At 60.1% G+C, this 25,810-nt stretch carries 16 protein-coding genes and 6 pseudogenes; 14 read left to right on the top strand and 8 right to left on the bottom strand.

The window, feature by feature from the left end; genetic code table 11:
• Window positions 1-19 precede the first annotated feature (19 nt).
• Both HF916_RS05160 and HF916_RS05155 read right to left on the bottom strand, forming a co-directional pair.
• Entirely contained in the window at window positions 20-832 is an 813-nt protein-coding gene (locus tag HF916_RS05160) for a crotonase/enoyl-CoA hydratase family protein (protein ID WP_168788042.1), read from the bottom strand.
• Between the two features lie 33 nt (window positions 833-865).
• The gene (locus HF916_RS05155; RefSeq protein ID WP_206001789.1) at window positions 866-2,749 is read right to left on the bottom strand and encodes an AMP-binding protein; all 1,884 of its coding nucleotides are present in this window, start codon (window positions 2,747-2,749) and stop codon (window positions 866-868) included.
• A gap of 205 nt (window positions 2,750-2,954) precedes the next feature.
• Here HF916_RS05155 and HF916_RS05150 point away from each other — a divergent pair, with 205 nt between their 5' ends.
• The 4 genes from HF916_RS05150 (at window position 2,955) to HF916_RS05135 (ending at window position 8,793) form a co-directional block, all read left to right on the top strand.
• Window positions 2,955-4,124: a thiolase domain-containing protein gene (locus HF916_RS05150; protein ID WP_168789011.1), complete on the top strand. Its 1,170-nt coding sequence runs from the start codon at window positions 2,955-2,957 to the stop codon at window positions 4,122-4,124.
• 5 nt (window positions 4,125-4,129) lie between these two features.
• On the top strand, window positions 4,130-5,803 hold the full coding sequence (locus HF916_RS05145; protein ID WP_168788041.1) for a 3-hydroxyacyl-CoA dehydrogenase NAD-binding domain-containing protein: 1,674 nt from the start codon (window positions 4,130-4,132) through the stop codon (window positions 5,801-5,803).
• 2 nt (window positions 5,804-5,805) lie between these two features.
• Window positions 5,806-7,626, top strand: coding sequence for an acyl-CoA dehydrogenase C-terminal domain-containing protein (locus HF916_RS05140; protein WP_168788040.1), 1,821 nt, complete (start codon window positions 5,806-5,808; stop codon window positions 7,624-7,626).
• Window positions 7,627-7,824: 198 nt separating this feature from the next.
• Entirely contained in the window at window positions 7,825-8,793 is a 969-nt protein-coding gene (locus HF916_RS05135; RefSeq protein ID WP_168788039.1) for a PDR/VanB family oxidoreductase, read from the top strand.
• Window positions 8,794-8,857: 64 nt separating this feature from the next.
• Here HF916_RS05135 and HF916_RS05130 read toward each other — a convergent pair whose 3' ends face one another.
• On the bottom strand, window positions 8,858-9,541 hold the full coding sequence (locus tag HF916_RS05130; RefSeq protein WP_168788038.1) for a MarR family winged helix-turn-helix transcriptional regulator: 684 nt from the start codon (window positions 9,539-9,541) through the stop codon (window positions 8,858-8,860).
• Between the two features lie 216 nt (window positions 9,542-9,757).
• On the opposite strand from HF916_RS05130, the pseudogene HF916_RS05125 reads away from it, so the two are divergent.
• The 6 genes and pseudogenes from HF916_RS05125 to HF916_RS05100 form a co-directional block, all read left to right on the top strand.
• Window positions 9,758-10,270 (top strand): annotated as a pseudogene (locus HF916_RS05125) (electron transfer flavoprotein subunit beta/FixA family protein); the annotation flags it as partial.
• A 713-nt stretch (window positions 10,271-10,983) separates the two neighbouring features.
• Window positions 10,984-11,409 (top strand): annotated as a pseudogene (locus tag HF916_RS05120) (DDE-type integrase/transposase/recombinase); the annotation flags it as partial.
• Between the two features lie 309 nt (window positions 11,410-11,718).
• Entirely contained in the window at window positions 11,719-12,057 is a 339-nt protein-coding gene (locus tag HF916_RS05115; RefSeq protein WP_240975375.1) for an XRE family transcriptional regulator, read from the top strand.
• Between the two features lie 10 nt (window positions 12,058-12,067).
• Window positions 12,068-12,607: a hypothetical protein gene (locus HF916_RS05110; RefSeq protein ID WP_168788036.1), complete on the top strand. Its 540-nt coding sequence runs from the start codon at window positions 12,068-12,070 to the stop codon at window positions 12,605-12,607.
• 413 nt (window positions 12,608-13,020) lie between these two features.
• Window positions 13,021-13,395 (top strand): annotated as a pseudogene (locus tag HF916_RS05105) (SDR family NAD(P)-dependent oxidoreductase); the annotation flags it as partial.
• A gap of 367 nt (window positions 13,396-13,762) precedes the next feature.
• A pseudogene (locus HF916_RS05100) lies at window positions 13,763-13,930 on the top strand (IS6 family transposase); the annotation flags it as partial.
• A 214-nt stretch (window positions 13,931-14,144) separates the two neighbouring features.
• Here HF916_RS05100 and HF916_RS51940 read toward each other — a convergent pair.
• Window positions 14,145-14,624, bottom strand: a pseudogene (locus HF916_RS51940) (tyrosine-type recombinase/integrase); the annotation flags it as partial.
• Between the two features lie 427 nt (window positions 14,625-15,051).
• On the opposite strand from HF916_RS51940, the gene HF916_RS05095 reads away from it, so the two are divergent.
• Complete coding sequence (locus HF916_RS05095) at window positions 15,052-15,363, top strand: DUF4148 domain-containing protein (RefSeq protein ID WP_168788035.1); 312 nt, start codon at window positions 15,052-15,054, stop codon at window positions 15,361-15,363.
• A 494-nt stretch (window positions 15,364-15,857) separates the two neighbouring features.
• Complete coding sequence (locus tag HF916_RS05090) at window positions 15,858-16,154, top strand: hypothetical protein (RefSeq protein WP_168788034.1); 297 nt, start codon at window positions 15,858-15,860, stop codon at window positions 16,152-16,154.
• An 866-nt stretch (window positions 16,155-17,020) separates the two neighbouring features.
• Here the strand turns inward: HF916_RS05090 and HF916_RS51655 are convergent.
• Window positions 17,021-19,952 (bottom strand): annotated as a pseudogene (locus HF916_RS51655) (Tn3 family transposase).
• A gap of 331 nt (window positions 19,953-20,283) precedes the next feature.
• On the opposite strand from HF916_RS51655, the gene HF916_RS05075 reads away from it, so the two are divergent.
• A complete protein-coding gene (locus HF916_RS05075) occupies window positions 20,284-21,273 on the top strand; it encodes a zinc-dependent alcohol dehydrogenase family protein (RefSeq protein ID WP_168789010.1) in 990 nt (329 codons plus the stop codon).
• A gap of 152 nt (window positions 21,274-21,425) precedes the next feature.
• Here the strand turns inward: HF916_RS05075 and HF916_RS49790 are convergent, their stop codons facing one another.
• On the bottom strand, window positions 21,426-21,887 hold the full coding sequence (locus HF916_RS49790) for a hypothetical protein (protein ID WP_206001788.1): 462 nt from the start codon (window positions 21,885-21,887) through the stop codon (window positions 21,426-21,428).
• A gap of 297 nt (window positions 21,888-22,184) precedes the next feature.
• On the opposite strand from HF916_RS49790, the gene HF916_RS05065 reads away from it, so the two are divergent.
• Window positions 22,185-23,762: a trypsin-like peptidase domain-containing protein gene (locus HF916_RS05065; protein WP_431311381.1), complete on the top strand. Its 1,578-nt coding sequence runs from the start codon at window positions 22,185-22,187 to the stop codon at window positions 23,760-23,762.
• A gap of 665 nt (window positions 23,763-24,427) precedes the next feature.
• On the opposite strand, the gene HF916_RS05060 is transcribed toward HF916_RS05065, so the two are convergent.
• Window positions 24,428-25,258, bottom strand: coding sequence for an anti-sigma factor family protein (locus HF916_RS05060; protein ID WP_240975371.1), 831 nt, complete (start codon window positions 25,256-25,258; stop codon window positions 24,428-24,430).
• Window positions 25,255-25,788 carry an RNA polymerase sigma factor gene (locus HF916_RS05055; protein WP_168788032.1) on the bottom strand — a complete coding sequence of 178 codons (534 nt, stop codon included), beginning with the start codon at window positions 25,786-25,788 and terminating at the stop codon, window positions 25,255-25,257. The genes HF916_RS05060 and HF916_RS05055 overlap by 4 nt, the downstream gene beginning before the upstream one ends.
• Window positions 25,789-25,810 lie beyond the last annotated feature (22 nt).

The following is a 25,810-nucleotide window of genomic DNA, read 5'->3' as shown; positions in this document are numbered from 1 at the left end:
TCCCGAAGCGGACGGTTCGTCAGGTAGCGGAGGGGGCAGTCTGGTTGCGGCGGCCGTCGAAGAATTCGGCAATCCGTTTCGCTGCGTCCGTGTTGGCGGACCGGGTCATCGCCGTGATCATGGTTTCGGCGAACAGTCCCTCGCCGACTGGCATCTCCGAGATCCGGTTGATGCCGTTGATGATTGCGTAGTTGGTGGCCGCCGCGTTGCCGGCGATGCGTTGCGCCAGCTCGCGCGCCTTTGCAAGGCCAGCACCATCGTCGACGACATAATGCGCAAGGCCAATCTGATGCGCGTCGTTCACATTAAGCACGCTGCCCGTGAGCATCATTTCGGTTACCCGCGAGGCGCCAATGAGCCGCGGAATCCGAACGGAGCCGCTGCCACCGAGGAAAATGCCACGCTGGCCTTCTGGCAGCTGAAAGAACGCCGAGCGTTCGACGACGCGAATGTGCGTCGCTGCGGCAAGCTCGAAGCCGCCGCCGATTACGCCGCCCTTCAAAACGCTGATGACCGGTAGCTCACCATACTGGATCAGGTCGAAGGTACGGTGCCATGCCCGGGAGCGACGCATGCCTGCGAGCACATCGGGGCTGCGCTTGCTCATGAGCTCGAAAAGGTCCAGGCCTGCGCAGAAGTGCTCGCCCTCGCCCTGGAGAATGACGGCGCGCGCGCCTTCCAGTCCATCGGAGAACACGGACGCGAGTTCGGCAAGTAATGCGTCGTTGATGGCATTGCGCTTATCAGCACGATTCAGTTTCACGAGTGCGATCTCGTCTTCGCGTTGGATCTCGATCAGCGGCTCGGCGCCGGTGGAAATATCGGTGGTCATAATTCCTTGTTGGAAAAAAATCTCTTCGGCACACTACGCTTCGATTGTCACAACGTTAGCGTCGGGTTTGTCCGCGTATAGCGCTGCGACTGCGCTCGCCCGCTGCGCGAGCACGGCCCGCTGATTGATATAGCCCTTGTCGGTGATCTCACCGCCGTCGCTCGACGGCGGTTCGTTTAACAGCATCACACGGCGTATGCGCATGCTGCTACCGGTGTGACGTCCGTTGTGGCGCTGCAGTGATTCGTGCAGCGCGTCGTGGAATGGCGCGTGACAGGAAAGCGCCTGCGCGTCGCTCACGCCGAAACGTTCCTGACATGCTTCTAGGTTCGGCCATGCGAGAAGCGCCACATAAGGCAGATCGGCGCCCGCGACGACCACGTCGCGCAGCAGGGGGGCAGTGCTGCTGATCACCTCGACGCGCAGCGTGCCGACACGCACGAAGATGCCCGACTGCAATTTGAATTCTTCAGCGACGCGACCGGCAAAGGCAAGTCCTTCCTCCGGTTTTGTCCGATCCACGAAGGTCACGGCATCGCCCAGACGGTAATAACCTTCGTCGTCGAAGGCGAGGCGTGTCAGCTCGGGCTGTTGCAGATAGCCCGCCATGACGGAGGCGGCACGCGCGCGGATTTCATAGCGTTCTTCATCGAGCGGCACCAGCTTCAGCTCGACGCCAGGCTGCGGAAGGCCAACCAGCCCGGCCTGTCGGGTAGGCCAATGCACCACCGTGGTGGCGGCGCACGTCTCGGTCGAGCCATAGCTGGCCACGAACGGAATGCGGTGCCCGAGGTGGCGAACGGCCTGGGTCTGCAGACGTTCGTAAAGACTGTCGGGTAGCTTGGCGCCGGACGAGGTAAGGCGGCGCAGGCGCCGGAAAAACTGCTGACCGAGCGTCTCGTCCGCTTCCAGCGCATCTGCAAGCATGGCGTAGCCTGCGGGCACGCTGCTAAAGCGGGTCGGCGAAACCTCCTTGAGGTTACGCAGCGTCTTGCCGAACTCGCCGGGTACGGGGCGTCCGTCGTCGATGTACATCGTCCCGCCATCGTGCAGGATGCTGTTGAAGATCGCCGTGCCGCCGGCTACGTGGCTCCACGGCAGCCATTCGAGCAGTACGGATTCCGGAGCGGCGGGATCATGGCCCACAGTCTGCGCGTGCATGGCCATCGATACGCAAAGCATGCGCTGCGTGACCGGCACGGCCTTGGGCTCGCCTGTCGAGCCCGATGTGAACAGGTACTTGCCGACTGTATCGTGCGTAATGATGTCGATGGACCTCTGCACCTCCGGGCTCACTGGCGTGGCGAGAACCGCGTGCCACACCGTGGCGTCGATGTCATCCACCGGATCGTCGACGTAAATGACGCGCGTGTCACATGAATCGACGGCGTGCAGCGCCGCGCGGAACTGGCTTGCGCTCTGCACGAAGATCACTGCGGGCTTGATCAGGGTGACCATCGCCTTGAGCTTGGCGCAATCGGTGCTCAGGACCGAATAGGCGGGGGTCACCGGCACATAGGGCATGCGCGCCTGCATGGCGGCGAGTTCGATGACCGCGTGTTCCACGGTGTTGCCGCTCAGCACCATCACGCTCCGTCCGTCGAGACGTTGTGACAGCAACCATTGGGTCGCGGCGTCAACCTGGCGGGCGGCCTCGCCGTAGCTGAGCGTGCGCCATTCGCCGGTCTGCGGGCAGCGCTGTTTCAGCCATGGCCGGTCGGGACGTTCCAGCGCACGACACCTCAGCACGGCCGGCAGATGCGCCTCGACCGGACCGAGCGGCACCTTGCTGCGCATAAGGACCGCGCTGTCGTCTCGCTCGATGACCTCGAGGTTGCGCTCGAGGAAGGGGAGATTGATGAAAGGGAACTGGGCAATCATGTTCAAGAAGGTATCTAAGAGATCGAGCAACGGCACGACCGGGTCATGTAATAAGGCTACCTTATATAAATTTACGGGTTGAATCCACTTGGTACAAACCCTGTTAGCTGAGTTTTGGCAATCCTTCGCGACGCATGATATAAGGTTACCTTATTATTTAGAATGTATTGCACCTCAAAGCGCGACACGCCGGTTCCCCGCTGGCTCGATGTCGCGCGTAACCACGGAGAGAACCTTCACCATGAGTATCCAAGGCGCGGCATATATTGCGGGGATCTACGAACATCCTGTTCGTCGGGCCGAGGGCCTGTCGACCGCCCAGATGCATGCGGACGTCGCGCTCGGCGCACTGGAAGACGCTGGATTGTCGCTTGATGATGTCGACGGTTACTTTTGCGGTGCCGACGCGCCCGGGCTCGGAGCCCTCACGATGGCCGAATACATCGGCCTGCGCAATCTACGTCATGTCGACACGACGGAATCGGGCGGCTCGGCCTACCTGCTGCACGTCGCGCACGCCGTGGAGGCAATCGCGGCCGGGCATTGCAATGTGGCGCTGATCACGATGGCTGATCGTCCGCTCGCGGCAGGTACGGGCACAACGCTCGCCGGCGTCGATCGCGACACGATGCCGAACCTGCCGTTCCAGGCCGCAGTGCCGCCGCATCCGATGTATGGGTACGCAATGGTGGCGCGGCGGCATATGCATGAATTCGGCACAACGTCTGAGCAGCTCGCCTGGGTCCGCGTCGCAGCCTCGCGTCATGCCCAGCACAACCCGAACGCCGTGCATCGCGAAGTCGTGTCGGTCCGGGATGTGCTCGATTCGCCGCTCGTCGCCGATCCGCTGCACCGTCTGGATTGTTGTGTCGTGACGGACGGCGGTGGCGCCGTGGTCGTCACGCGCCCGGAAATCGCGAAGGGACTGGCGCGCCCCAAGGTCAAGGTCATCGGGACGGGCACGGCGGTGAAACACCCCGATGGCGGACGTATCGATCTGCTGACCTCTGCCGGCGTACGTTCCGGGGCGGCTGCATTTGCCGAGGCCGGCATCACCCCTGTGGACATCGGCTATGCCTCGTTGTACGACAGCTTCACGATTACGGTGATCGTGCAGCTCGAAGACCTCGGGTTTTGCGCCAAAGGGAAGGGCGGGTGGTTCGTCGCCGATGGCAACCTGATCGCAGGCGAAGGCCGCCTGCCGTTCAACACCGATGGCGGCGGCTTGTGCAACAACCACCCGGGCAACAAAGGCGGAATGACAAAGATCCTCGAAGCTGTGCGGCAATGCCGAGGCGAGGCGCATCCGGCTGTCCAGGTGGCGCGCCGCGAGTTCGTGCTGGCGCATGGCACGGGCGGCAATCTGGCTGGCACGCACGCGGCGGGCACCTTAATTCTGCAAGCGGAGTAAACCACATGAAACAGAATCGCGGAATTCCTCCGGCACCGGTAGTGTTTCCCGGCGACGAACCTTTCTGGGAGGCGACTCGTTCGGGAGTCCTGCAAGCGAAGCATTGCAGTGCCTGCGACACGCTGCACTACTACCCGAGATTGCACTGCCCGTTCTGCGGCAGCCGGGAAATGTCGTGGCGGCTTTTGTCGGGGCGCGGCACGATCTATTCGTATTCGATCGTCGAGCGTAGCCCCCGGCCGACGGCGCCAGCCATTATTGAAACAGAAGAAGGGTTGCGTCTGAATTCCGTGATCCTCGACGCGGACGTGAACTCGCTGAACATTGGCGACCCGGTGACGCTGCATTTCGAGCCGACGCACGATGGGCAGCACGTGCCCGCCTTCACCACACCTCGCGCCGAGGCTGCGAGGACGTATTCGCATGGGGCACGCGCGGAGCTGGAAGCGCAGGCGCTACGCAGCAAGCGTGTGTTCCGTCGCGCCGTGGTGATCGGCGCCGGCAACATGGGTGTCGGAATTGCAATTGCCGTGTTGGCCGGTGGCCTTTCGGTGCACCTGATCGACCAGTCGGAAGTGTCGCTTGCCGTGGCGATGGAGCGGATCCGCGAGTCGTACGGACGCGATATAGAGCGCGGGCGTCTTACCCCAGTCGAGCATGACGCACGGCTCGCACGTTTGACGTCCGGTCAGGACATGGCGCAGATCGCAACCGCCGACGTGGTAATCGAAGCGGTCTGGGAAGACCTGGCGCTCAAGCAGCAACTGTTCGCTCAAATCGATCGACACGCGGCGCCCGAAGCGTTACTTGCGACCAACACGTCCACTCTCGACATCAACCTGATTGCGGCCGCTACGCAACGTCCGCATTCCGTCGTCGGGCTTCATTTCTTCAATCCCGCGAACGTGATGCGACTCATCGAGGTGGTCCGCACATCGTCGACATCGATTGAGACACTGGATGCCGCGCGGAGTCTTGCCTCGTCGATCGGCAAGGTCGCGATCGTGGTGGGTGTGTGCGACGGTTTCGCTGGCAATCGCATGATGATCGCCCGCGAGCGCCAGGCCGCCCGTCTGCTGCTCGAAGGTGCGCTGCCCGACCAGGTCGACCAGGTGCTTCGCAAACTCGGCCTGCCGATGGGAACGTTCGAGCTTCAGGACATGGCTGGCGGTATAGAACTGACTTTCCGCGCGCGCCAGCGGGCAGGGCAGAAAGACTGGCTCATCGAGCAGCTGCATGCGCGCGGCCGTACCGGGCAGCGCGCCGGGCGCGGCTATTACCGCTATGAGCAAGGAAAGCGGCGGCCGCTCGTGGATCCGGAGGTGACGGCGTTGATCGAGGAAGCTTCGAGCGTCGAAGGCATTGAGCGGCGTGCGCTTTCGGACGAAGAAGTTCACGACCGCCTTATCCTGCTGATGATCAACGAGGGTGCAAAACTGCTCGCCGAAGGCATCGTCGAACGTGCCAGTGACATCGATCTCATCTGGCAGCTCGGCTATGGGTGGCCGGACTGGAAAGGCGGCCCCATGTACTACGCCGACATGCTCGAACTGCCATCCGTCGTCGCGAAACTCACCGCGCTTCGCGCCCGCCATGGCGACCTTTTCCGGCCGGCGGAGCTGCTCGTGCAGCTCGCCGAGGCTTCGGAACGCATCTCCAACGTCAGAACATCACGCTAACCATGCCGACTTATCGCGCGCCAGTCAAAGACTGGCTCTTCATCCTTCACGACTTCCTGCGCGTGGAGGAACGCAAGCAGGTGCCCGGCTTCGCCGAGCTCACTCCCGATCTGACTTCGGCCGTCCTCGAAGCCGCCGCTCAATTTCACGAGGAGGTGCTGCATCCGCTTAATCAACCCGGCGACACCCAGGGCGCCCAGTTTCACGATGGACAGGTTCGCACGCCCACAGGCTTCAAGGCCGCCTGGGATGCGTATCGCGAAGCGGGCTGGCATCGCCTGAGTCTCGCAGAAGCACTGGGCGGGGCTGGCCTGCCGCCCGTCATGTCGGTGCCAATCTCGGAGATGCGGGCATCCACTGGCCAATCGTTCTCGATGTACAGCAGTTTTTGTGCGCCGGCGGCCAGCATGCTGGCCGCGCTTGCGCCGGAATGGATCAAGCGTCATGTCGTGCCGCGCCTCTCGGACGGCGACTGGACCGCCACGATGTGCATGACGGAGCCGCAGGCGGGCACCGATTTGCGCCAGATTTCGACACGCGCGACATGCCAGCCTGACGGGACATGGCGGATCACCGGACGCAAGATCTTCATATCCGGTGGCGATCACGACCTGGCTGACAACATCGTGCACATCGTACTCGCCAAGGTGCCCGACGCGGAAGGACGCGTACCGGCCGATCTTTCGTCGGTGCACGTCTTTATGGTGTCCAAGCGGATGATCGATCCGCACACTGGCGAGCCGGGCGAGCTCAACAACGTCTATGCACGCTCCATCGAGCACAAGATGGGCATCGAGGGCAGTGCGACCTGTGCACTCGATTTCGAAGGTGCGGTGGCGTGGCGAATAGGCGAGACGGGCGGCTGCGGCACGGCGGCCAACATGGCGCCGATGTTCCACCTGATGAACTACGCCCGCGTGGGCACAGCCGTGTCCGGGGTCGGTTACGCAGAAATTGCGCGACAGAACGCGGCGGACTATGCGCGCGAACGGCGCTCGGGGCGTGCCGGCCCGAAGCTGCGCGACCCGGCGAAAGCGGCGGACCCGATCATCGCGCATGCTGACGTGCGGCGCCTGTTGATCGAAGCGCGATCTTTCGCCGAAGGCGCGCGTGCTGGCGCCATGCGAGCGGCGATGTGGCAGTCGATTGCCCAGTCGGCACCCGACGCGGAGGAACGACAGGCAGCCGCCGACATGCTCGACATCCTGACACCAGTGATGAAAGCATTCTTTACCGACCGGGGCTTCGACGCCGCAGTCGCGTGCCAGCAGGTGCTCGGCGGACACGGCTACATCAAGGATTACGGCATCGAACAGTTCGTGCGTAATGCCAGGGTTGGTCAGCTTTACGAAGGCGCTAACGGAATTCAGGCCACTGACCTGGTACACCGCAAGCTGTTCTCGCACGAAGGTCGCCCATGGAAACACTTTGCGCGAGCGATCGCCGATTTCATCGAACGTCACTCCAATGATGTGCAACTCAAGGCTTATACAGTGCCGCTGGACGATGGACTGCAACGCCTGAGCAAGTCCATCGCATGGCTGAATACAGACGGCTCCGCGAACTACGGCCAAGCCGATGCTGCCTCATACGACGTTCTCACCGCAATGGGTATCTTGTACGTCGGCTGGAATTGGGGTGAAATCGCCGCGATAGTACTCGACCGCTCAAGATGTCGGTACGTCGACGAGACCACACGCGTGACCAAGCTGGCATTGGCAAAGGCGTGGATGCAGAGACAAATGCCGCTTCTGGAAGCTATGTGTCGGCGCATCGAATGCGGCAACGACAGTCTTCTTTCCATGCCCGACGACTGGATTTGATAATGCCGTCTACATGCGTGCTCGAAACCCGGCATGTTGCGTGCCGAGCACGCCGGTTTCGCGTCTTGGGCACGGCGCGAGCCTGGCGATAGAAGCAGCGGTTGGATCAGCAAACACCGGGCTGCAATTAGGGCGCGCGATGCGCGCTAGTCGCGGCCGTGAAGATTTTTTTTACCCTATGAACGGATCAGGTATTTTATGAGCGAATTACCGCTGACCAACGTCCGCGTCAAATCGATGACCTCGCTGGCGGACAGCGTCGTTAGCCTCATTCTGGAAGCGCTGGACGGACGCGACTTGCCCGCTGCGGACGCTGGGTCGCATATTGATGTCAACCTGAACGGGAAGCTCTCACGCAGCTACTCCGTCGTCCGCTGGGTCGGCACGCCGAAACGCTATGAAATCGCAGTCGCAAAGGACGCCAGCAGCCGTGGCGGGTCGCGGCACATTCACGAAACACTGCGCGTCGGCGATGTCTTGCAGATTGGCGTGCCTCGCAATTTGTTCCCACTGGTAGAGGACGCGAGTCTGAGTGTACTGATCGCAGGTGGCATTGGTATTACACCGCTTTGGTCTATGGTGCAACGGCTCGAAACACTGGGGCGCTCGTGGGTGCTGCACTACGCGGCGCGTGACCACGGCCGCGCAGCCTATATTTCGGATATCGAACGAATCTCCCGGGCTTCAGATCACGGCAAACTCCACGTCTATTTTGACAACGAACCTGGCGGACAACGATTGGATATCGCCACGGTCCTCGGTGAAACCCCGAACGACGCACACGTATATTGCTGCGGCCCCCAGTCGATGCTTGACGCATTCGAGGCGGCGACTGCGGGCCGGCCCGCGGAAACCGTACATCTGGAGCGGTTCGCACCTGCGCACCATGAGGGTGTCAGTCGGGAGTTCACGGTTGTGTTGGCGAAATCAGGTCAGTCATTTGAAGTTCCGCCTGACCACTCGATTCTCGACGTGCTGCTCGAAAACGGCATCGACATGCCGTTTGGCTGCATGCAAGGGGCCTGCGGGCTTTGCGAGACGCGTGTCCTCGGTGGGATGCCGGATCATCGAGACAGCCTGTTATCCACCGAAGGTCGAACCGCCGCGCAAAGCATGCTCATCTGCTGCTCGCGCAGCTCGACACCCGTGTTGACGTTGGATGCGTAGATGTCACGTCGTCTAGGGAGGTCAAAGACGGGTTGACAGATGTGCTACGCGATCAGGTGCAGTGTTAGCTCGAAGGCGTGGTTGAATCGATTTCCTTGGCGTGCTTTCCGAGTTGTGCTCTGCGCACCTGCCTCATCAGGATGCGCAGGCTGGCGACGTCTTCACCGCTCAGGCAACTGAAGAAGTCACGTTCGGCTTCGTCTATTTTCGATTCGCACCGAATGAGAACCTTACGTCCAGCAGCGGTCGACGAGATCAGCATGGTGCGCTTGTTAAGTTGAGTCGATTGCCGTTCGACGAGTTTTTTGGCCTCAAGCGCCCGAATGAACTCGCCCATCGACTGCGCTGTCATCATCGTCTTACGAGCCAGATCGGCCGACGATATGGGCTCGTGGTGTGCAATCAGGTTGAGGACCATGTATTGACCAGCCGTAATGTCGATCGCCAGCAGACATTCGTCGAGTCTACGACGAATCAATTGCTCGACTTGCTGGATATAGAAGAACGTGCGAGCGCTAACGGACATCGGATTCCCACGTGTTGTCTTGGGGCTCGGGCATTCGAGCGTTGGATGTCGTGAGTATACCGTTATTTCGGGTGACGATAACGATCCGCGGGGTTGACACAGAGTCAAGATCATCCAAGATGTTACGGACGGCTGGAGCATTGTGAGCGTGGGTGTCGCCGCAGTCGGGCAAATCAAATGCTTGTTCTCCCAGTCGCCGCTGAAGCCAAAAATCTTCTCCACGGCGTAGCTACTCGATTGTGGCACACCGCGGCTTTCCACATTGGTGCATTCCGGCTTGAACGGTTGTTAGGCAAGGTGCGACGTGCGTTGACCGCAGGCGCGTTTAGGCGGAAGTGAAGGTATCGCACTCCTTCGACCTGTCGGTCTGGAGAATGCCGACAAGTGCGATATCGCCGTTATGAGCAGTCGTTTCATTGGTCTATAACGAGAATCGAAATGAGAATTCTGGTGTCAGTCAAGAGAGTGGTCGACTACAACGTGAAGGTTCGTGTGAAGTCGGACGGCGCGGGTGTCGACATTGCGAACGTGAAGATGTCGATGAACCCGTTTGACGAAATCGCCGTGGAAGAAGCGGTTCGTCTCAAGGAAGCGGGTGTGGCGACAGAGGTGATCGCTGTGTCCGCGGGTGTCGCGCAGGCGCAGGAAACGCTGCGCACGGCGCTGGCGATCGGTGCGGATCGCGCGGTGTTGATCGAATCGAACGAAGACCTGCAGCCGCTGGCCGTCGCCAAGCTGCTCAACGCACTGGTCGACAAGGAGCAGCCTTCTTTGGTCATCCTCGGCAAGCAGGCGATTGATGACGATTCGAACCAGACCGGCCAGATGCTGGCTGCGTTAGCCGGATTTCCGCAGGCAACGTTCGCGTCGAAGGTTGTCGTGGCCGACGGTAAGGCTACGGTTTCGCGCGAACTCGATGGTGGCGCCGAAACGCTGTCGCTGACGTTGCCGCATCACCCGTTTTTCCGGTACTGCAGGCAATGCACATCGCTTGGTCATCACAGCGTGACGTACCAGATGTTCAGTGAAAACCGCTGTCCCGCGCACCGACAGAAGCTTGAGAGGAAATGCCGGCATTGCGGGCAGGAGACACCCTACATCATCAACGCGCGTCTTGTGGGCTCGCCGTATCGTTGTGCGCGCTGCGGCGCGCTCTACGCGACCCAATCTCCTCCAGCCTTTGCAGCGAAGCCAGCGATGCGCAAAGAGCATCGAATTGACGGGATGGCGAAACATTCTACAACGACGCAAGGTCTGACCGTTGGGGGGAGAGATTTATCCCTTGACCTTGGCCTTTCAATGGGCGACAACTTTACTTCGTTTTTGGTGACGAATTTACTTCGCTCTACGTTTGCCGAAGACCACGGACCCAATACTTCTTTCAATGACATTCATTCTGTAAAGAACGATGTGCGCCCCGCTCGTTGAGCGCGGCTGCCGCCATGACCGGTGTCGTCGATATTTGGCTGAGGCATGTGCGAACGAACGTATATTGCGAGACTACCGAGGTAACAGGCAATACCACTCCGGAGGTAAGGGCAGCGGACGATCAGGGGCATCTACGCTCACGCATGACATCCATGCAGGGGTATTTCTTTTTGCCTTGATTACGGTTACGGCGTGGCAGGAGCGCGCGCCAGCCCCCGGAATGACGCGCTCTCCTGCATGGCGCGGTGCTCGATGTGCTGGTGCAAAGCCGGCGCGACCGGCACGCTGCCAGGCGCCTGATGCGCAAGTTGCTCATGAAGCAAGGGCGCGCCCCACGTGTACTGATCACCGACAAGCTCAGGAGCTACGCGGCGGCGAACCGGGATCTCGGGATCAACGTCGAACACCGCCAGCACGAGGGGCAGAACAACCACGCGGAAAACTCGCACCAGCCGACCCCAGTGCGCGAGAAGGTGATGTGCCGCTTCAAGTCCGCGCATCACCTGCAACGTTTCGCTTCGGTCCACGATCAGGTAGCCAATCTGTTCACGCATTGCCGTTACCACACTGACGCAAAGCAAAAACGGGCGCTACGCACCCAGGCCCTCAAGGCTTGGGAAAGCGTGATGAGAGCTCCGATGCTGGAGCGTCTTGCCGAATAGGTTAGCTGTCCTAACATACGACGTGTTACGTCGCACGCAGGCTAACAAGTTGACAATCACCAATATCCATCTGTCCGCTATGTTACTGACTTATGAGTAAGCTGTCGAACCCGGGGGGCCGTACATTGTTCGACTAAAAAAAATGAAGAGCGCGCTGATGCGGTGCACTGGTTTTCCCCGAACCAATTTTTCATTTGACACCGACGCACATATTGGGAAATAGTTGTGAATATCAGTTTTGGCAAGGTAGTGTGAAGATGAGCGGCGGTACGGGGTCATCATGCTGCCATGACGGACGCGTAGCATCGTTTGACGCCGCCGAAGGGCCGGCGCCAGATGCATGAAAAAATAAATGCTGAGAGACGTAACAACAAGATGAATCTTCATGAGACGCATATCGGTCACCTCGAGCGTAGCATCGAGAACGACCGCCTGAGGCGGGTCTTGGCCGCACGCCTCGACAGGGCCTTCAAACGGGCCGACATCAGTTCGGCGCGCGCAGCAAGGTGGGTTGGGGTGACCGAACACGACGTGCAATATTGGCGACATGGCATCACTGTCCCGCCGTTGAACGCGTGTACGCATCTCGCCGCCGCCCTCAATCTCGACGTTCAGTGGCTTTGCACCGGGCAGGCTCGCGTCGCCTGAATCGCATTTCGTGGCGATGGCGGAGTATGGAGTCAGTGCACCGTACGCCGAGACTCACTTTCCCGTCACGTCTATCGACGTATTGCTTGCGGCGAGGCGTCAGCATGCCTTAATAAGTTGCAACGACGGCCGCTTTCTGCAGAACCGGGGTAACGATGTGAAGGCAGTTAAACGTAAGCGGTCGTCTGAGGACGTCCGGCGCTTCAATGGTTCTGAGATGGAGTTGGCGCGAGGTGTTTCGCACATCGCGAGCATGCTGTACGAGCAAAGCATTCACGCGGCGGTCAGGGAAACACTTCTTCAGTTCGAGGCGTCACACGGGCGCGACGACCTGAAGGGATTTGCGGATGCACTTCTCCGGAAACTGGAGGAGCGCGGCAAGCCGGAGGCAGTCGAGATGCTTTGCGGCTTTATCAAGCATGGTCGCCTGCCAGAGCAGACGCCCGATGTGCCGCCCGGACCTGTATCTATTCGGAAGCCCATCGCGCGGAAGCGGCAACTAACGCCGTCACGGCGGGGTAAGACGCGTGCAACGTCATCGGGCGCCTGAATGCCGCCGGACGGCCCGGCGGGGAAGAGTCTCGTATGAGTCGGTCGTCCCATCCGGCGAATAAGGTCGCCACGTTCGGACTAGTGTCGGTGCGCGCTGAAACGTTAACGTGAAGCATTTGTAGAGGTATGCTAACTGAACTTAATGAATGAAGTCGGGTGCGAGAGAGCGTACGGGGTGTGGCGATGCTGTCGCCCGGAAGGGAAAGCCGTTGGCGACAGGAAAAAATCGCCTGATAGATAGGGTCAAGGGAACGGGTGGCTCGGCTTCGCTTCAATCGACCGTCATGACCTGACTATCCGGTTGGTCATCATGGCAACAGTCCTATGGAACCGGACTCGTCGTCAACACGGGTTGGCTTACCAGGCACGAGAATGTTGGTCCTTAACCGTAACAAAAACCGGGGGTAGAACATGTCACAGCGAATTGCATACGTAACCGGCGGTATGGGTGGAATTGGTACCGCGATGTGTCAGCGACTGCACAAGGATGGGTTGACCGTTGTGGCAGGATGCGGGCCCAAATCGGCGCGGCGGGAACGGTGGCTGGCCGAGCAGGCCGAGCTTGGATTTTTCTTCACGGCATCGGACGGCAATGTCGCCGACTGGAAGTCGACCGAAGCCGCCTTTGCCAAGTTCAAGAAGGAGGTGGGTGAGATTGACGTGCTGGTGAACAATGCGGGCATTACGCGGGACGGGGTGTTTCGCAAAATGTCGCGCGAGAACTGGAACGATGTCATCAATACGAACCTGACGAGCTTTTTCAACGTGACCAGGCAGGTCATCGAGGCTGAATCGCTATACATTCAATCTCGTCTCAATTTGAAAGGATCGGGTCAATGTTGAGCGTTTTGACACATTTCTTGTGTTTCATATTAGGCGTGCTCATCGGCGTTTTCGTATGCGCATTATGTGCCGCACGTTCCAGAACGCCGCGAGACGACAAATAATTTTCGTTTTTGGCACGTGCCGAGAGGCAGCGTTCTGGTGTGGCCATCGGCAATAAGGCATTGATACGCTGTCGGCAGGTTGAGGGGATGCGGGCGACAATCTCGGGTATGAAACGAAAAACATTGCCACGGCGCTGTTGGGTTGTGTCGCGCTAAGGATGCAGGAGCAAAATCCAGGCGGACATTTTCCTGAAGTGAAGTGTGGTATGAAGAAGGCGACTGCGAGAAAAGCCCTGCCTGCCGGCGTATCGAAGGTACTCAAGCGCCTGCACTATCCGCTGGACGTGATCCTGCTGTGTGTGCGGTGGTATGTGGCCTACCCGCTGAGCCTGCGCCATCTGGAGGAGATGACGGCCGAACGGGGTTTCGAGGTGACCATGACGCAAGGTAGTCCTCGGCGAGCGATACCATCCTGACTGAGGGCTTCATGATGCTCTCCCCGGCTAGGGCAGCGCGACGCGGGCGAGGCTGCTGATATCGATCGTGGTGTAAATCGCGGTAGTATCCAGGCAGCGGTGTCGAAGGATGTGCGATCTCCTTCAAGGGAACTCCTGCCTGGACCAATCGGCTTCCTACGCTGTGTCGCAGAACATGGGTTCCCCGCCGACGCGGATCACTGCCGCATCGCGCATGAGCGGCTCGGACGGTATTGCGAACGACACTCGAGCCGACGGGTTCAGTGAGTGGATCGCGATGCCGCAGAAATACCGCCCGGCTATCGGAGACCGGGCGGCCATCAGTCAGGTATTGAGCAATTGCGCGGCCGGTCCGGGGCGGCAATGGAAGCACATCTGTTCGCCGCGCCTTGCCTGCTGATAACCGCAACGTCCCGTCGTGCCAGTTCAGGTCGTCCAGCTGTAGCGAAGCGACTTCGCCGGCGCGTAGTCTCAGGTCGACCATACATCGGGCCATCGCGTAGTCTCTGCGGCCGATCGCGGATTTGCGATCGAATGCGTTGAGAAACCGTTCCAGCTCCGCCTCAGATAGCGTGTCTGGTAAAGATGCGAACCGCCACTGGGCGATTTGCGGAATCGCGGCAATAAGGCCCCGGACGTAATCTCCGTGCATACCTCGGAAACGCAAGTAGCTTCGTAGTGCAATCCCGAGGACTTTGCCGGTGCTCGGCTTGCATCCTTCGAGGCGGCTGACTACAAATCGATGAACATGTTCCGGTTTGACCTGTGTCCTATTGATAGGGGGGGTGCCAGCAAGGGCTGCGTCATCACGCCGCGCAGCGCGATTCAATATTAGGGTTTATACTTATTTCCGTCTCCTCCATGTCTCTGACTCCTCGGAATATGGATTACGCCCACCTCTCGTAGGTGGGCTTTTTTTTGGTGCGGCGACCGCCCGCGCGAATCCGGTTTACCCAAATCCAACAACAATCCTCTCCAGACACAGGCCTTAATTTTAAGCGATTATTTACTTAGACTGTTGTTACTGATTTACGAACAGGGCTGTTCGTAAGACAAAACAAAGTCTCGAGGTGAGTACCATGAAGTCCCTTATTCAAGCTGTTGTCATTGCCGCTGCCCTTGCTGCTCCGGTTGCCGTGTTCGCCCAATCGAGCCAGCCGGTGACCCGTGCTCAGGTGCGCGCCGAACTGGTTCAACTCGAAAAGGCTGGCTATAACCCCGCCCGCGGGAAAGATCCCTACTACCCAGCCGACATTCAGGCGGCCGAAGCCAAGGTAGCGGCGCAGAACGGCGCGGCACGCGGTTACGGTGGTGCTGTGAGTGGTTCGTCGGACGCGGGGCGGCCGGCCGTGTCGCAGGCCGACTGGAACGCGATGTACAGCCACCCGTAATGCCGGCAGGACGCAGAACGCGTCTGATCATCGCCCTCTGCGCGGTCTCTATTTCAAGAACTGGCTGCTATCCCGGTAATGCCCGGTAGCGGGCCAGTTTCATTTCGAATACCTCCGTCATCGGGCTCCCGATGGCTTCGCCCAGGCCTTCACGGTCTGGGATCTTTTTTTCCCACAGCGTAGCCCTAATTGGCTTGCACCCGCGCTACATACCGCTTCTACGTCATCCTAATCAATTTACGACGCCATTCTGTGTGAATGCCTCCCGGACAAAACGTACCCCACTACATTTTCTCCTCCCCGTGCTCATCAAGACACCGCCAGGCTTACCCATTTGACCGACCGTGACTTCTGTCGTTTGCAACTATTCGCCCGTTCTCGTCAAATATAGCTAGGCCAGACCGGTTCAAAAGCCATTTATCCAGACCGTCGCGGCCCATCTGCAGTAATCAGCGCGGACAAAAGGTTGATGCACCCCGATGTCCGAAATACGGGTGACCTATCAGGAGAACGTCATGAAAAGCCAACAGGACCTGCGGTGCGAGATCAACCAGTGTGCGATCCGCATGGAATCGCGGGTCGTGCAGTTGGGCGACCACGTAGGCGCGAACCTGCGCACCAAGATGCGCACCGACGTCCATGAAGGCGCGAACGGCATATGGGTCGACGTCGATGCCTGCGACGTATCGATCTCGCGGATCAGAACCGCGTTGAGAGAAGCTGGCATTAAAGAGAAGCAAGTGCCGGTTAGGCCGAACGGCAAGACGATTGCCATCGCGGCTGCAGAATGATCCTGCGCATCGCCGGACATTTGGGTATTTTTACCCGAGTGTCCGGCGACGAGACCTGCCACATCAAGCATTACTGGACAGTTGGTCAAGAGGACACCTTTCGCAACCGAAGATCTTGGCATAATTTCTTTCATGCAGCGCAGCTTCAGCCCGGGCCTTTAATAATCGGCGTATTGTCGTTTTACTTTCAGGAGACGACATCAACGCTGTGTGCCCGCTGCACTGGCCTACAACCATCATCGGCACGAATGCGTACGGGTGCGGCGCGACAGTCTGGATGAGACGCCTCTCATCTCGATTGACGCGCGGCATACGGGTTTCCGGTCTATGCGTGCTGCTGCGAAGACGTAACCTATGTGACGCATCCCAGATGCGTGTACGAGGGGGCGCCTACGCAACTTAGACCTGACCAACCACTCAAGCAACCGAAGGCGACCAAGGAATGACGCCGCCAACGTCGAGCGTTATGCGGACGCTGCGCTGAGCACTCGGTGTAGATCCTCGATCGGGCCGCACCTCGCCGTCGCAGGATCGGACTCAATCCGGGGTATTCGTCCTTTTCGTGCTAAATCTGGCGGTTTGACTTGTTTTCTCTTCAAAAATCAATGGTGTGCGAAGTGTTCGATTTCACCGGAGGTCGTCCCTTTAACGTAAAATCTGGCGCTTTCGTCGGGCCGTGTGGCGAGCGCAGGATCGAAGGTGGCCAGCAAATCCGCACCCTCCACCTGCTGTTCGCGTCCACGCTTCGTCTCAGCGCGCGGCTTGGACGACGAGGCGCGCGCTGCCCAGGTTCAACTGCGTGATCTGGCTTTGCCAGACGATGGCTTTATTATCGATGTTCATCGTCCCTCCTTTGCAGACCCGCTTCACGTTCCGGCCATACGTCGCCAAGGCGCCGCATCCAGCAGCATGTCGCGATAGCGGTCGATCGGAAAACTCAACGTTCCGCGGAAATTGACATGCGCGAAGTGCGCCGGCCCCAGCCGCCGCAACCAGTCGTCGTCAATCCTTTGCCCCTTGCTTTGCCAGTCATCAAGCGTGGTTTGCATGCGCTGCGTGTTCCACGCAATCACCAGGTTCGTCAGCAACGTCAGCGAGCCGGATATTGCAATCATTTCGTCGCGGCGCCGTCCGCGCTCAGGTGCGATCTTGCCGGTGTAGATCGCGCGCTGCAGTTGATGAACCGATTCGCCGCGGTTAAGCAACGTATGCATTTCGCGCCGAAACTCCACGTTGCTGAAGTAATCGCACAGGAATAGCGTGCGCAGTAGCCTGCCAAAGTGGTCTGCCGCCCGGTACACGGGGTCGCCCTGCGCCGCGCTGCCGAACCGCTGTAAAGCGACACTTGCACTCACGCGTCCCGAGTGAATCGACGCGACGAGGCGCAGCAGTTCCTCCCAGCCATCCCGAATTGCCTTGACGGATATCTCGTAGGCAACGACCGATGCCAACCCGTCGGGAGCGGCCACTCGTCTGGGCAAGTGCAGTTTTCGTTCCGAGAGGTTGCGCAGCCCCGGGCAGAGATCGAAACCGAGCAGCTTCGACACGGCCATTCCTACATTTGTGTACCCGTGCGTATCTACCGAAAGTCGCAGCACCCCGCCGTCGTCACGGTTCTCGTTGTGGCGGATCACGCCCTCGATCGCCACTCCAGCCTGACGTTCGTTCAGCACGATCGGCTGGTTATAGACAATGCCGTGCTGGTCCGGCACGTGCGTGTACATGCCCACTGCATGAGTGCGACGTCGCGGATCGACCCGCGCATAAAAGAGGTGCCGTGAGGTATCCAGACTCTTTGAGTCGCTCGATGCCTGACGCCCGGTGCCCCAAAGTTCCGTAATCGGATGCGTGCGCTGGAATTCCACCACGCGGTCGTTTGCACGCGGCAGCCGACCGGGCATCTCAAGGAGGCGCATTGCCGTTGAAATATGCGCTGGATCCAGTTGCGGAATCATGGCGGCGACGTTCTTTGCGTCCATTTCCGTGCCGTGGGCGATCAACGCAGCGTACAGCGAGACGAGTTCGTTCGCATCGCGCGCTTCACGTGACCGGAGCACTTCACTGAAGCCAGTGTGGGCATCCATCTCCATGATCAGATCGGCGAACTGCACGGTTCCGATCTCCTTGAATATCAGATCCCGAGTGCGTTTCGGTATGCCATCGGCCGGCAATGCCTCGATCGCCGACAGGTGCAGCACTCCGTCGGTGTTGATCGTCACGCGGCCCGCCTCGCGCGCTTCGTACAGCGCAGCCAGGCCTGCCTTCAGGTGTTCCGTCAACCGTTCAGGAAACGGTTCTGCAGTTCCCGGCAACGCGAGCGACGACAGATAGCGGTCGCGATCGCTTTCCCATTGCGCGGTGGAATGAGCATCTGATCGCGCTCCCGGAACGACAGGCTGTGGTTGATCCAGACCGAGCCGCGACGAAGCCCCTTACGCAGCCCCGTGATTGCCGATGCTTCCAGTGCCCGCAACGCTCGCACACGATCGTCACCCTTGACGAGATCGCGCCAGGCGACGCTAACCGGCACATCGCAGTCGGGCGGCAATTCGGTTGCGCCGCTGTCATGCAGTGTGCCGATAAGTTCAAACTGTCGCAGGCTTGGTTCCGCTTCGCGGCCCACGAAGCCTAGCTCGCGAAGCGGCCCCGGCAGATTGCGGATGCGGTGATGATCGTCGGTGAGCGTCTCGCGTACGCTGGCGGCGTGACTTGCCGGTGGCCTGTCCTCGAGGTCTTCAGGCAACTTGCCAATATCGTCGAGACGTTCTTGCGCCGTTCGCTTGCTATCGTGACCAGCGCCTTGATCGCGACCAGTTGTTGCCGGTATTCGACAGCCGAGCGTGCCTGCCTGACCGTCGTGCGGTCGTACGCTTGCCGCACGAGGTCCGAAACCCGGCGTCCTGCTTGATAGAGTAGCGCGTCCGTCGACTCGAGCAGCGTGACGTGCAGGAAAAAGATCAGCTCGATGGTGCGGCTCGACTCTTTGAGTTCACGGACCTTCGCAGGCCGACGAGCCTGGATGCGCAGCGCGTACGCACGCTGCTTTTCGATTGGCACGGCATCGAGTACCCACGTATGCGCACCGAGTTCCTTGAGGAACCGAACCTTCAAAAGGGTTTCGGTGAGCGTCGTGGGGCTGTGTCGCGCAGGCGGTGTCTTCAGCCATTCGAGAACTCTCATGCCAGAGGTCTCATGCTGGGCGGAGAGGACAGAATCGGCCTGAACCAACTGCGTTTTCGTGACTGTTGCCTCGATAAGTGCGAGCAGACCACGTTCAACGTTCGACCAGATCGAACGGCCGAGATCCCGCAGTTTTCGTTCGGAGGGCATCAGGATGCGACGCTCATACAGCCAGCAATGGGCGTGCTGGGGCAACTCGTCAAGGGTAAGTGCTTCGGTGGCATCCTGTCGCAACCACGCTTCCAGTGCCGCCCAGTGGTTCGGTCCGATCGACGTCAGGCCGAGATATTCGCAGGTCCAGCCCTGATGCTCGTACAGCGTCTTATAGCGCTGATAAAGTGTGCGAAGTGAGGCGATAGTCGGGGTGGGCAGGCCGAGCCGCTCGCCGATGTAGCGCAGTAACAGGCGCGGGAGTGTGCCGACATGATCGAGGGTGTGGCCACTGGCCCGCAGAAAGACCAGCTGGATGGCAACGCCGGCACGGCGATCGCGCCGAAAGCGCTCGTTGACTGCAGCAATGTCACTGTCAGTCAACGCAAAGTAGCGCTCAACGTCGAATTCCGATAATCGGGCGGGCAGGCGATCCTGTCCCACATAGCGAAATTCCAGGCCTGGCATCTCCTGCTTCCCGTCAAGGTGGCGCGATCTGTAATCGCGGGCAGGTATGTTATCGCAGATGCTTTTTGGTCCTCCGGACAAAAGTCGGACCCCACGGCAGCCCATAAATTAAGGTGCTGCAGAGAAAACCGCCAGATTTAGCACGAAAAGGACGAAGACCCCGGTCACGAACTCGCGTATGCCGTCGAAACATTCGTCCATTGTCGATTGTGGAATTCAGGGATGGAAATTCTGGAATGGTAACCGCGTACTGGATTTTTCGGATACGAATAGACTTTCCTCATTGGCGGCAACGTGTGTCGTCTGCAATGCGTTATTCAGAGGTGGCGAAATGTCGAGAGTAGTTCGTTTCCACCGCGTCGGCGGCCCCGAGGTTCTATGGATCGAAGATATCGATGCCCCGGCGCCCAAGGCGGGCGAGGTTCAGATCAAGGTAAAGGCGCTTGGCATTAATCGCGCAGAAGTGATGTATCGAAGCGGCCATTACGTCATCAAACCGCGCTTTCCGGCCATGCTTGGCTATGAAGCCGCCGGAGAAGTTGTCGCGGTCGGCAGTGGCGTCACAGGGTTCGCGGCGGGCGATCGCGTTGGCGTCATCCCGGCATTTTCTTTCGCCGACTACGGCATGTACGGCGAGGTGGTGAATTCGCCAGCGTCTGCGGTCGTCAGGACGCCAGTCGGTGTTTCTTTCGAGGAAGCCGCTGGAACGTGGATGGCGTTCACCACCGCCTATGGCGCGCTAATCAGTCTCGGCGGGCTGAAGGCCGGCGAGACGGTCGTCATTGGCGCCGCGACTAGCAGTGTTGGAATGGCGGCCATACAGATCGCCAATTTCGTGAAAGCGACGCCTGTTGCCTTGACGCGCAGTCTGGCGAAAAAAGACGCCTTGCTGAAGGGCGACGCCGCGCATGTTCTGGTTGGCGACGATTCCTGCCTGCGGCAGCAACTGCGCGATGTGACGGATGGAAGGGGGGTGAACATCGTTTTCGATCCGGTCGGCGGCCCTCATGCGAAAAGTCTTGTGCAGGCTCTCGGCCATGGTGGAACGTTCTTCCAGTATAGGGCGCTCGACGCTCGCGATATTCCGGTGCCGGTCATGGATATTCTCGGAAAACACCTGACGTTCCGTGGCTATGAACTCTTCGAAATCACGACCGATCCGCAACGACTTGAGGAAGCGAAGCAGTTCATCAGTCGAGGGCTGTCGGAAGGGGCACTACGCCCTGTGATCGATCGCACTTTCAACTTCGACGAGATTGCTGAAGCGCATCGGTATATGGAAACTGGAAACCAGATCGGCAAGATCGTGGTGACGATCTAGTGCTACTCCCCGAACGGTGAGCAGCAGCAAGCCGCTTCCGTTTACGACCACTAGCGTTTCCAGGCCACGCGACTGAGGCACGCTCCTCATTGTCTTCAGCAGGTCAACTGCGAACCGACGCGGCCGATTAGCTCGCCGACCAACCTGGCAGCTCAAGGTCGGACCGGGTTCGGCAGAGAGCGCGTAGGGTTGGTCGATGCCTGCCATCGCCCGCAGGAATGTGAATGCGCCGCCGTGCGCCGCTGGCGGGCGTCGAACGAGCCTCGATGGAGCAAAGCGCGGAGTGCCCCGATACGCTCGGAGTCCTGGATGCTATGGCGATTGATAGGCCGGGGATGGCCAGCAATGTTGAAGGATGCGTGGTGCGGTGCGATTCTGGATGCGCGATGACGCAGTGATGAAGCGGTGCAGTGCCGGCAGACGAAGACCTGAGCGGCGGCAACCTCGGGATCGTCGGGCTGGGTAGCGACCTCGGGCACGATGTCCAGCAAATCACGCACCTTCGCGAGGCTGGCGCGACGCGCCGCCTGACTATCCAGGATTTGTACTCGCTGCAATTTGCTCGCCTGTTCTCTATAAATAAATGAGGACAAACGCTCCATTTTTTTTCGCATCGGGCGAGGCCGGAAGAGCCGCGCGTGCGAGCAAACCGTTCACGTCGTGATTGTGCATTGCGGGCAAACATGCAGGGCGTAATCTCACGCCGACTTCGATCCATCGATAAATGTCCGACGCGTCGATAGCATCCGTACGCGCTCGCGTACGGAGTGCTCAACGCTGTCCCACGCGTTGGCAGCGCCGTTTGCTTTCGTTATCGAATTCACGGGTGCGCTGCGCACCAGTCAATAATTGTCATGCACGAAATAATTTCTCCACAGTGCCAGGCATCACGACCGCCATGGAGGTGCGCTGTGCTTCGCCCAACCCACTCGACCTACTCGGTCCTATCCCGACCCTGGTTCTACACGGCCGTGACAACGGCGTGTCTGACAGGCTTTCCCTGCGCGTACACGACCGCGCTTGCCGCTTCTCACGCTGTGTCTGCCTCCGCCGCGTCCGCAACCGCGCCGGCGAAAGACAAGCGCGTTGCTTCCGACAGGACGAGCGTGCCGATCGACTTTCCCTCGATCGTCGAGCGTTATGGGCCGGCTGTCGTGAACATTCGCGCGACGGTACCCGAGAAAGCGCCAGCGGGAGCGGCGGCCGCGCCGGCTTCGGGGCCGGGCTTCGAAGCCATCGACGGTGCCGATCCTATCTTCGCGTTCTTCAAGCAGGCGGGGCCGCAATCGCAAGACGACCAGGGTAGTTCGCCGCGCGCGATGTCGGGCGTCGGCTCGGGGTTTATCGTGAGCCCGAACGGTTTCATTCTGACGACGGCGCACATCGTAGATCAGTCGGATGACATCACGGTGCGCCTGACCGACCGGCGCGAATTCAAGGCAAAAGTCACGACCGTCGATGCGCAAACCGACGTCGCCGTGATCCAGATCGACGCGACAAAACTGCCGACCGTCAAGCTCGGCGATTCGACACGCGTGCGCGTTGGCGAGCAAGTGCTGACGATTGGTTCGCCGGACAGCTATCAGAACACCGTCACGGCAGGCATTGTCAGCGCGACCTCGCGCACGCTCGCCGATGGCACGACGTTTCCATTCTTTCAGACGGACGTATCGCTGAACCCTGATAACTCTGGCGGTCCCGTGTTTAACCGCGCGGGAGAGGTGATCGGCATTGACGTGCAGGTGTATGCCGATGACGATCGCTTCCAGAGCCTGACGTTCGCAATCCCGATCAATATTGCGAACAAGGTGCGCTCGCAATGGGAAAGCCCGGGAGGCCAGCAAGCCCAGCAAAGCCTCGTTGGGGACGCGCGCGGCCATCTCGGCATCCAGGCGCAGGACGTCGATCCGAATCTGGCTGGCGCATTCGGGCTGCCGCGCGCGGCAGGCGCGCTGGTGATTTCCGTCGATCCGGGCAGCCCGGCAGCGGCAAGCAAGCTGAAATCCGGAGACGTGATCGTCCAACTCGCCGACGAGCCGATCGTCCACGCCGCCGATCTCGCCGAGGCGGACGCGGCGCTTCAGTCCGGAGCGAAAGTCCCGCTGAAGCTGATCCGCAATCACGCGCAGCTGACGGTGATGGTGAACGTCGGCATCTCTGCGCGAAACGCAAATTCGGGCGCGGGCGCTGCGAGGGACTCAGACGCGGGCGCCGTTGGCGCGCTCGATCACCTCGGTCTGACGATGCATCCGCTGACCGACCAGGAGCGGCGCACCACGGGCCTTGCTGAAGGCCTGATGGTCGATGACGTCTCGGGGACGGCAGGGAATGACGGCATCAGGCCGGGGGATGTCGTGCTGTCGCTCAACGGCACGCTGGTCGCCTCGCAGGATGAATTGGCTTCGCTCGCGGCAAAGGCCGGCAAGAAGGCGGCGTTGCTGATCCAGCGCGATCACGCGCGCAGCTTCGTCACTGTCGACCTCAAGTAAAGTTGAAACGTTGGATCCACGGCGGGCAATCCATGACGATGCGCCATTTGTGAGCCGAACCTCACGCCCGTTAGTGGACCGTGAAAGCACGTCGCATTCGTAGACTCGCGCAGGCACCGCATTCGAGGTGCTGACCGTTTTCCTGCAAATGGCCTGCACCCGCTTCGGCGGCCCGATTGCACATTTCGGTACTTTCGCCATGAGTTCGTCGGACGCCGCCGCTGGCTCGACGACGCGACTTTCAATGATGTGACCGCTCGTGCTGCTTGACGATTATATGAACGCCGCCTGGCTTGCAAGGTGATGTCGTTGAGAAATTGGACGAGGATTTGGCTGCACGCGGTTATTTCCGCCTTTGCGAGTGAATTCTGGGCGAGGCGGCTGAGTGCAGTCGTATCCTTCTCGGGTGCGAGCCGCTTGCGTTGAAGGGGATAATCGACATGTCGTAAAGCGGATGTCTTTCGGCTTGGCGATCGGCCCGATCTCCTTGTCCGTTCGTGATGGCCGCCCACACTTCGCAAAGCTGGCTCGTCAGCGCTATCAAACACTCACCGGGCCTTCACGGCTATTAGGGCTGTGGACCATAAGCCAGCTACGCAAACCGGTCGTTCGACACAGATTTCAGCCGTTCCATCTGTCGTCCCGTCGGCCTTTCCGGCACCGCCTCAACTGCTGACGGCGTCGTCGTCCGCTGCCTTGCTATAGAGGTTTGCTGTCTTGCCTGCGGAGATCTGCTGGGCCATCTGCTGCAGGTCCACGGAAGTGTCTTTCCCAAGCAGCACATAAGCCATCCGGTTCGTGCGCCACGTTACCGTCTTCATCTCGCCGACTTGCTGGGAGCGAACCGGCTCATCAGCGCGTGCGTCTTCAATCACACATAGCGCCACAGGATCGCCGCGCTCGGGCAGATAGACCATCTGGATCAGGGGGCGGTCATGATAGTCCAGTCGCTGCACGCGCTTGAATTTCAACCCCGCTTGACGCAGGTCCGGCACGCGGACCGGCATGCCGTCGCGCTGCCGGATATCGGCAAGTACCTTCTCGGTGGTTGCAGAGTCCTCCTTGATGCTGGCGACCGTTTCGCGCCCATAAAGCACCTGATAGTCGGCCACGCTTTGCACCCAGGGCGAAACCTTCGAGTGGAACGGTCCCAAGGCCCCTAGGTATCCGGTCAACACGCCCGAACAAATTGCGCCCGCGACGAACGCGGCTGCCAGCCATTGCATCGGCGCCCGCCGCCCTTTGCCTCCGCTGCGCTGCGACGGCGTGCTGACACTGACCAGTTCGTTGATCCGACGCTGGAGGCTCTCCGGCACCGGCGGCAACCGTTGACGCTCGTATGCAGCGCGATACGGCAACACCGAAGCGCGCAACGCGGCCACCCGTGCGGACAGGTCGTCCGAGTGGGTAATCGCCGCCTCGACTTCCGCGCGCTGTTCGGGCGGAAGCTCGCCGTCGACATACGACATCAGCAGCGAGTCATCGACATTCATCATATTGATTCTCCCTTGCGAGTTGCAGACGACGATTGCACTCCAAACTGTTGACCAATCGTCAGCCTTGCTCGCGACAGCCGGCTCATGACCGTGCCGATCGGCACGTCGAGCACGTCAGCGGCCTCCCGGTAACTCAATCCTTCGATCGCCACCAGCACCATCACGACGCGCTGCGCATCCGGCAGCGCTTCCACGGCGTTGATCACCTGGCGATGCATCAGGTCGATCTCCGGATTGTGCCCCGCAGGGTCGGCGAAGGCTTCGATTTCATCATCCTGCAAGTCCATGCTGCCGCGCCCCCGGATCGAGCGGGCCCGTAACTCGTTCATCCACGTCGAGTGCACGATAGAAAACAGCCAGCTCAGCGTCGACGTGCCGGGCTGCAACTGGCTGCGCCGCTCCAGCGCCCGTACGCACGCCCGCTGCACGAGATCCTCCGCGTCGTGCTGGTTCTGCGTCAGACGCAGCGCGAAGCGCCATAGCCGGGGCAGCAACGTCGGCAGGACGGCTGGCAGATCAGCGTCGTTCATCGGTGGCGCTCCTCTACATATC

Source organism: Paraburkholderia aromaticivorans (assembly GCF_012689525.1).
In the GTDB taxonomy this organism is placed as follows: Bacteria; Pseudomonadota; Gammaproteobacteria; order Burkholderiales; family Burkholderiaceae; genus Paraburkholderia; species Paraburkholderia aromaticivorans_A.
The sequence above is the reverse complement of the archived record's forward strand: the minus strand, read 5'-3'. Positions and strand labels throughout refer to the sequence as shown.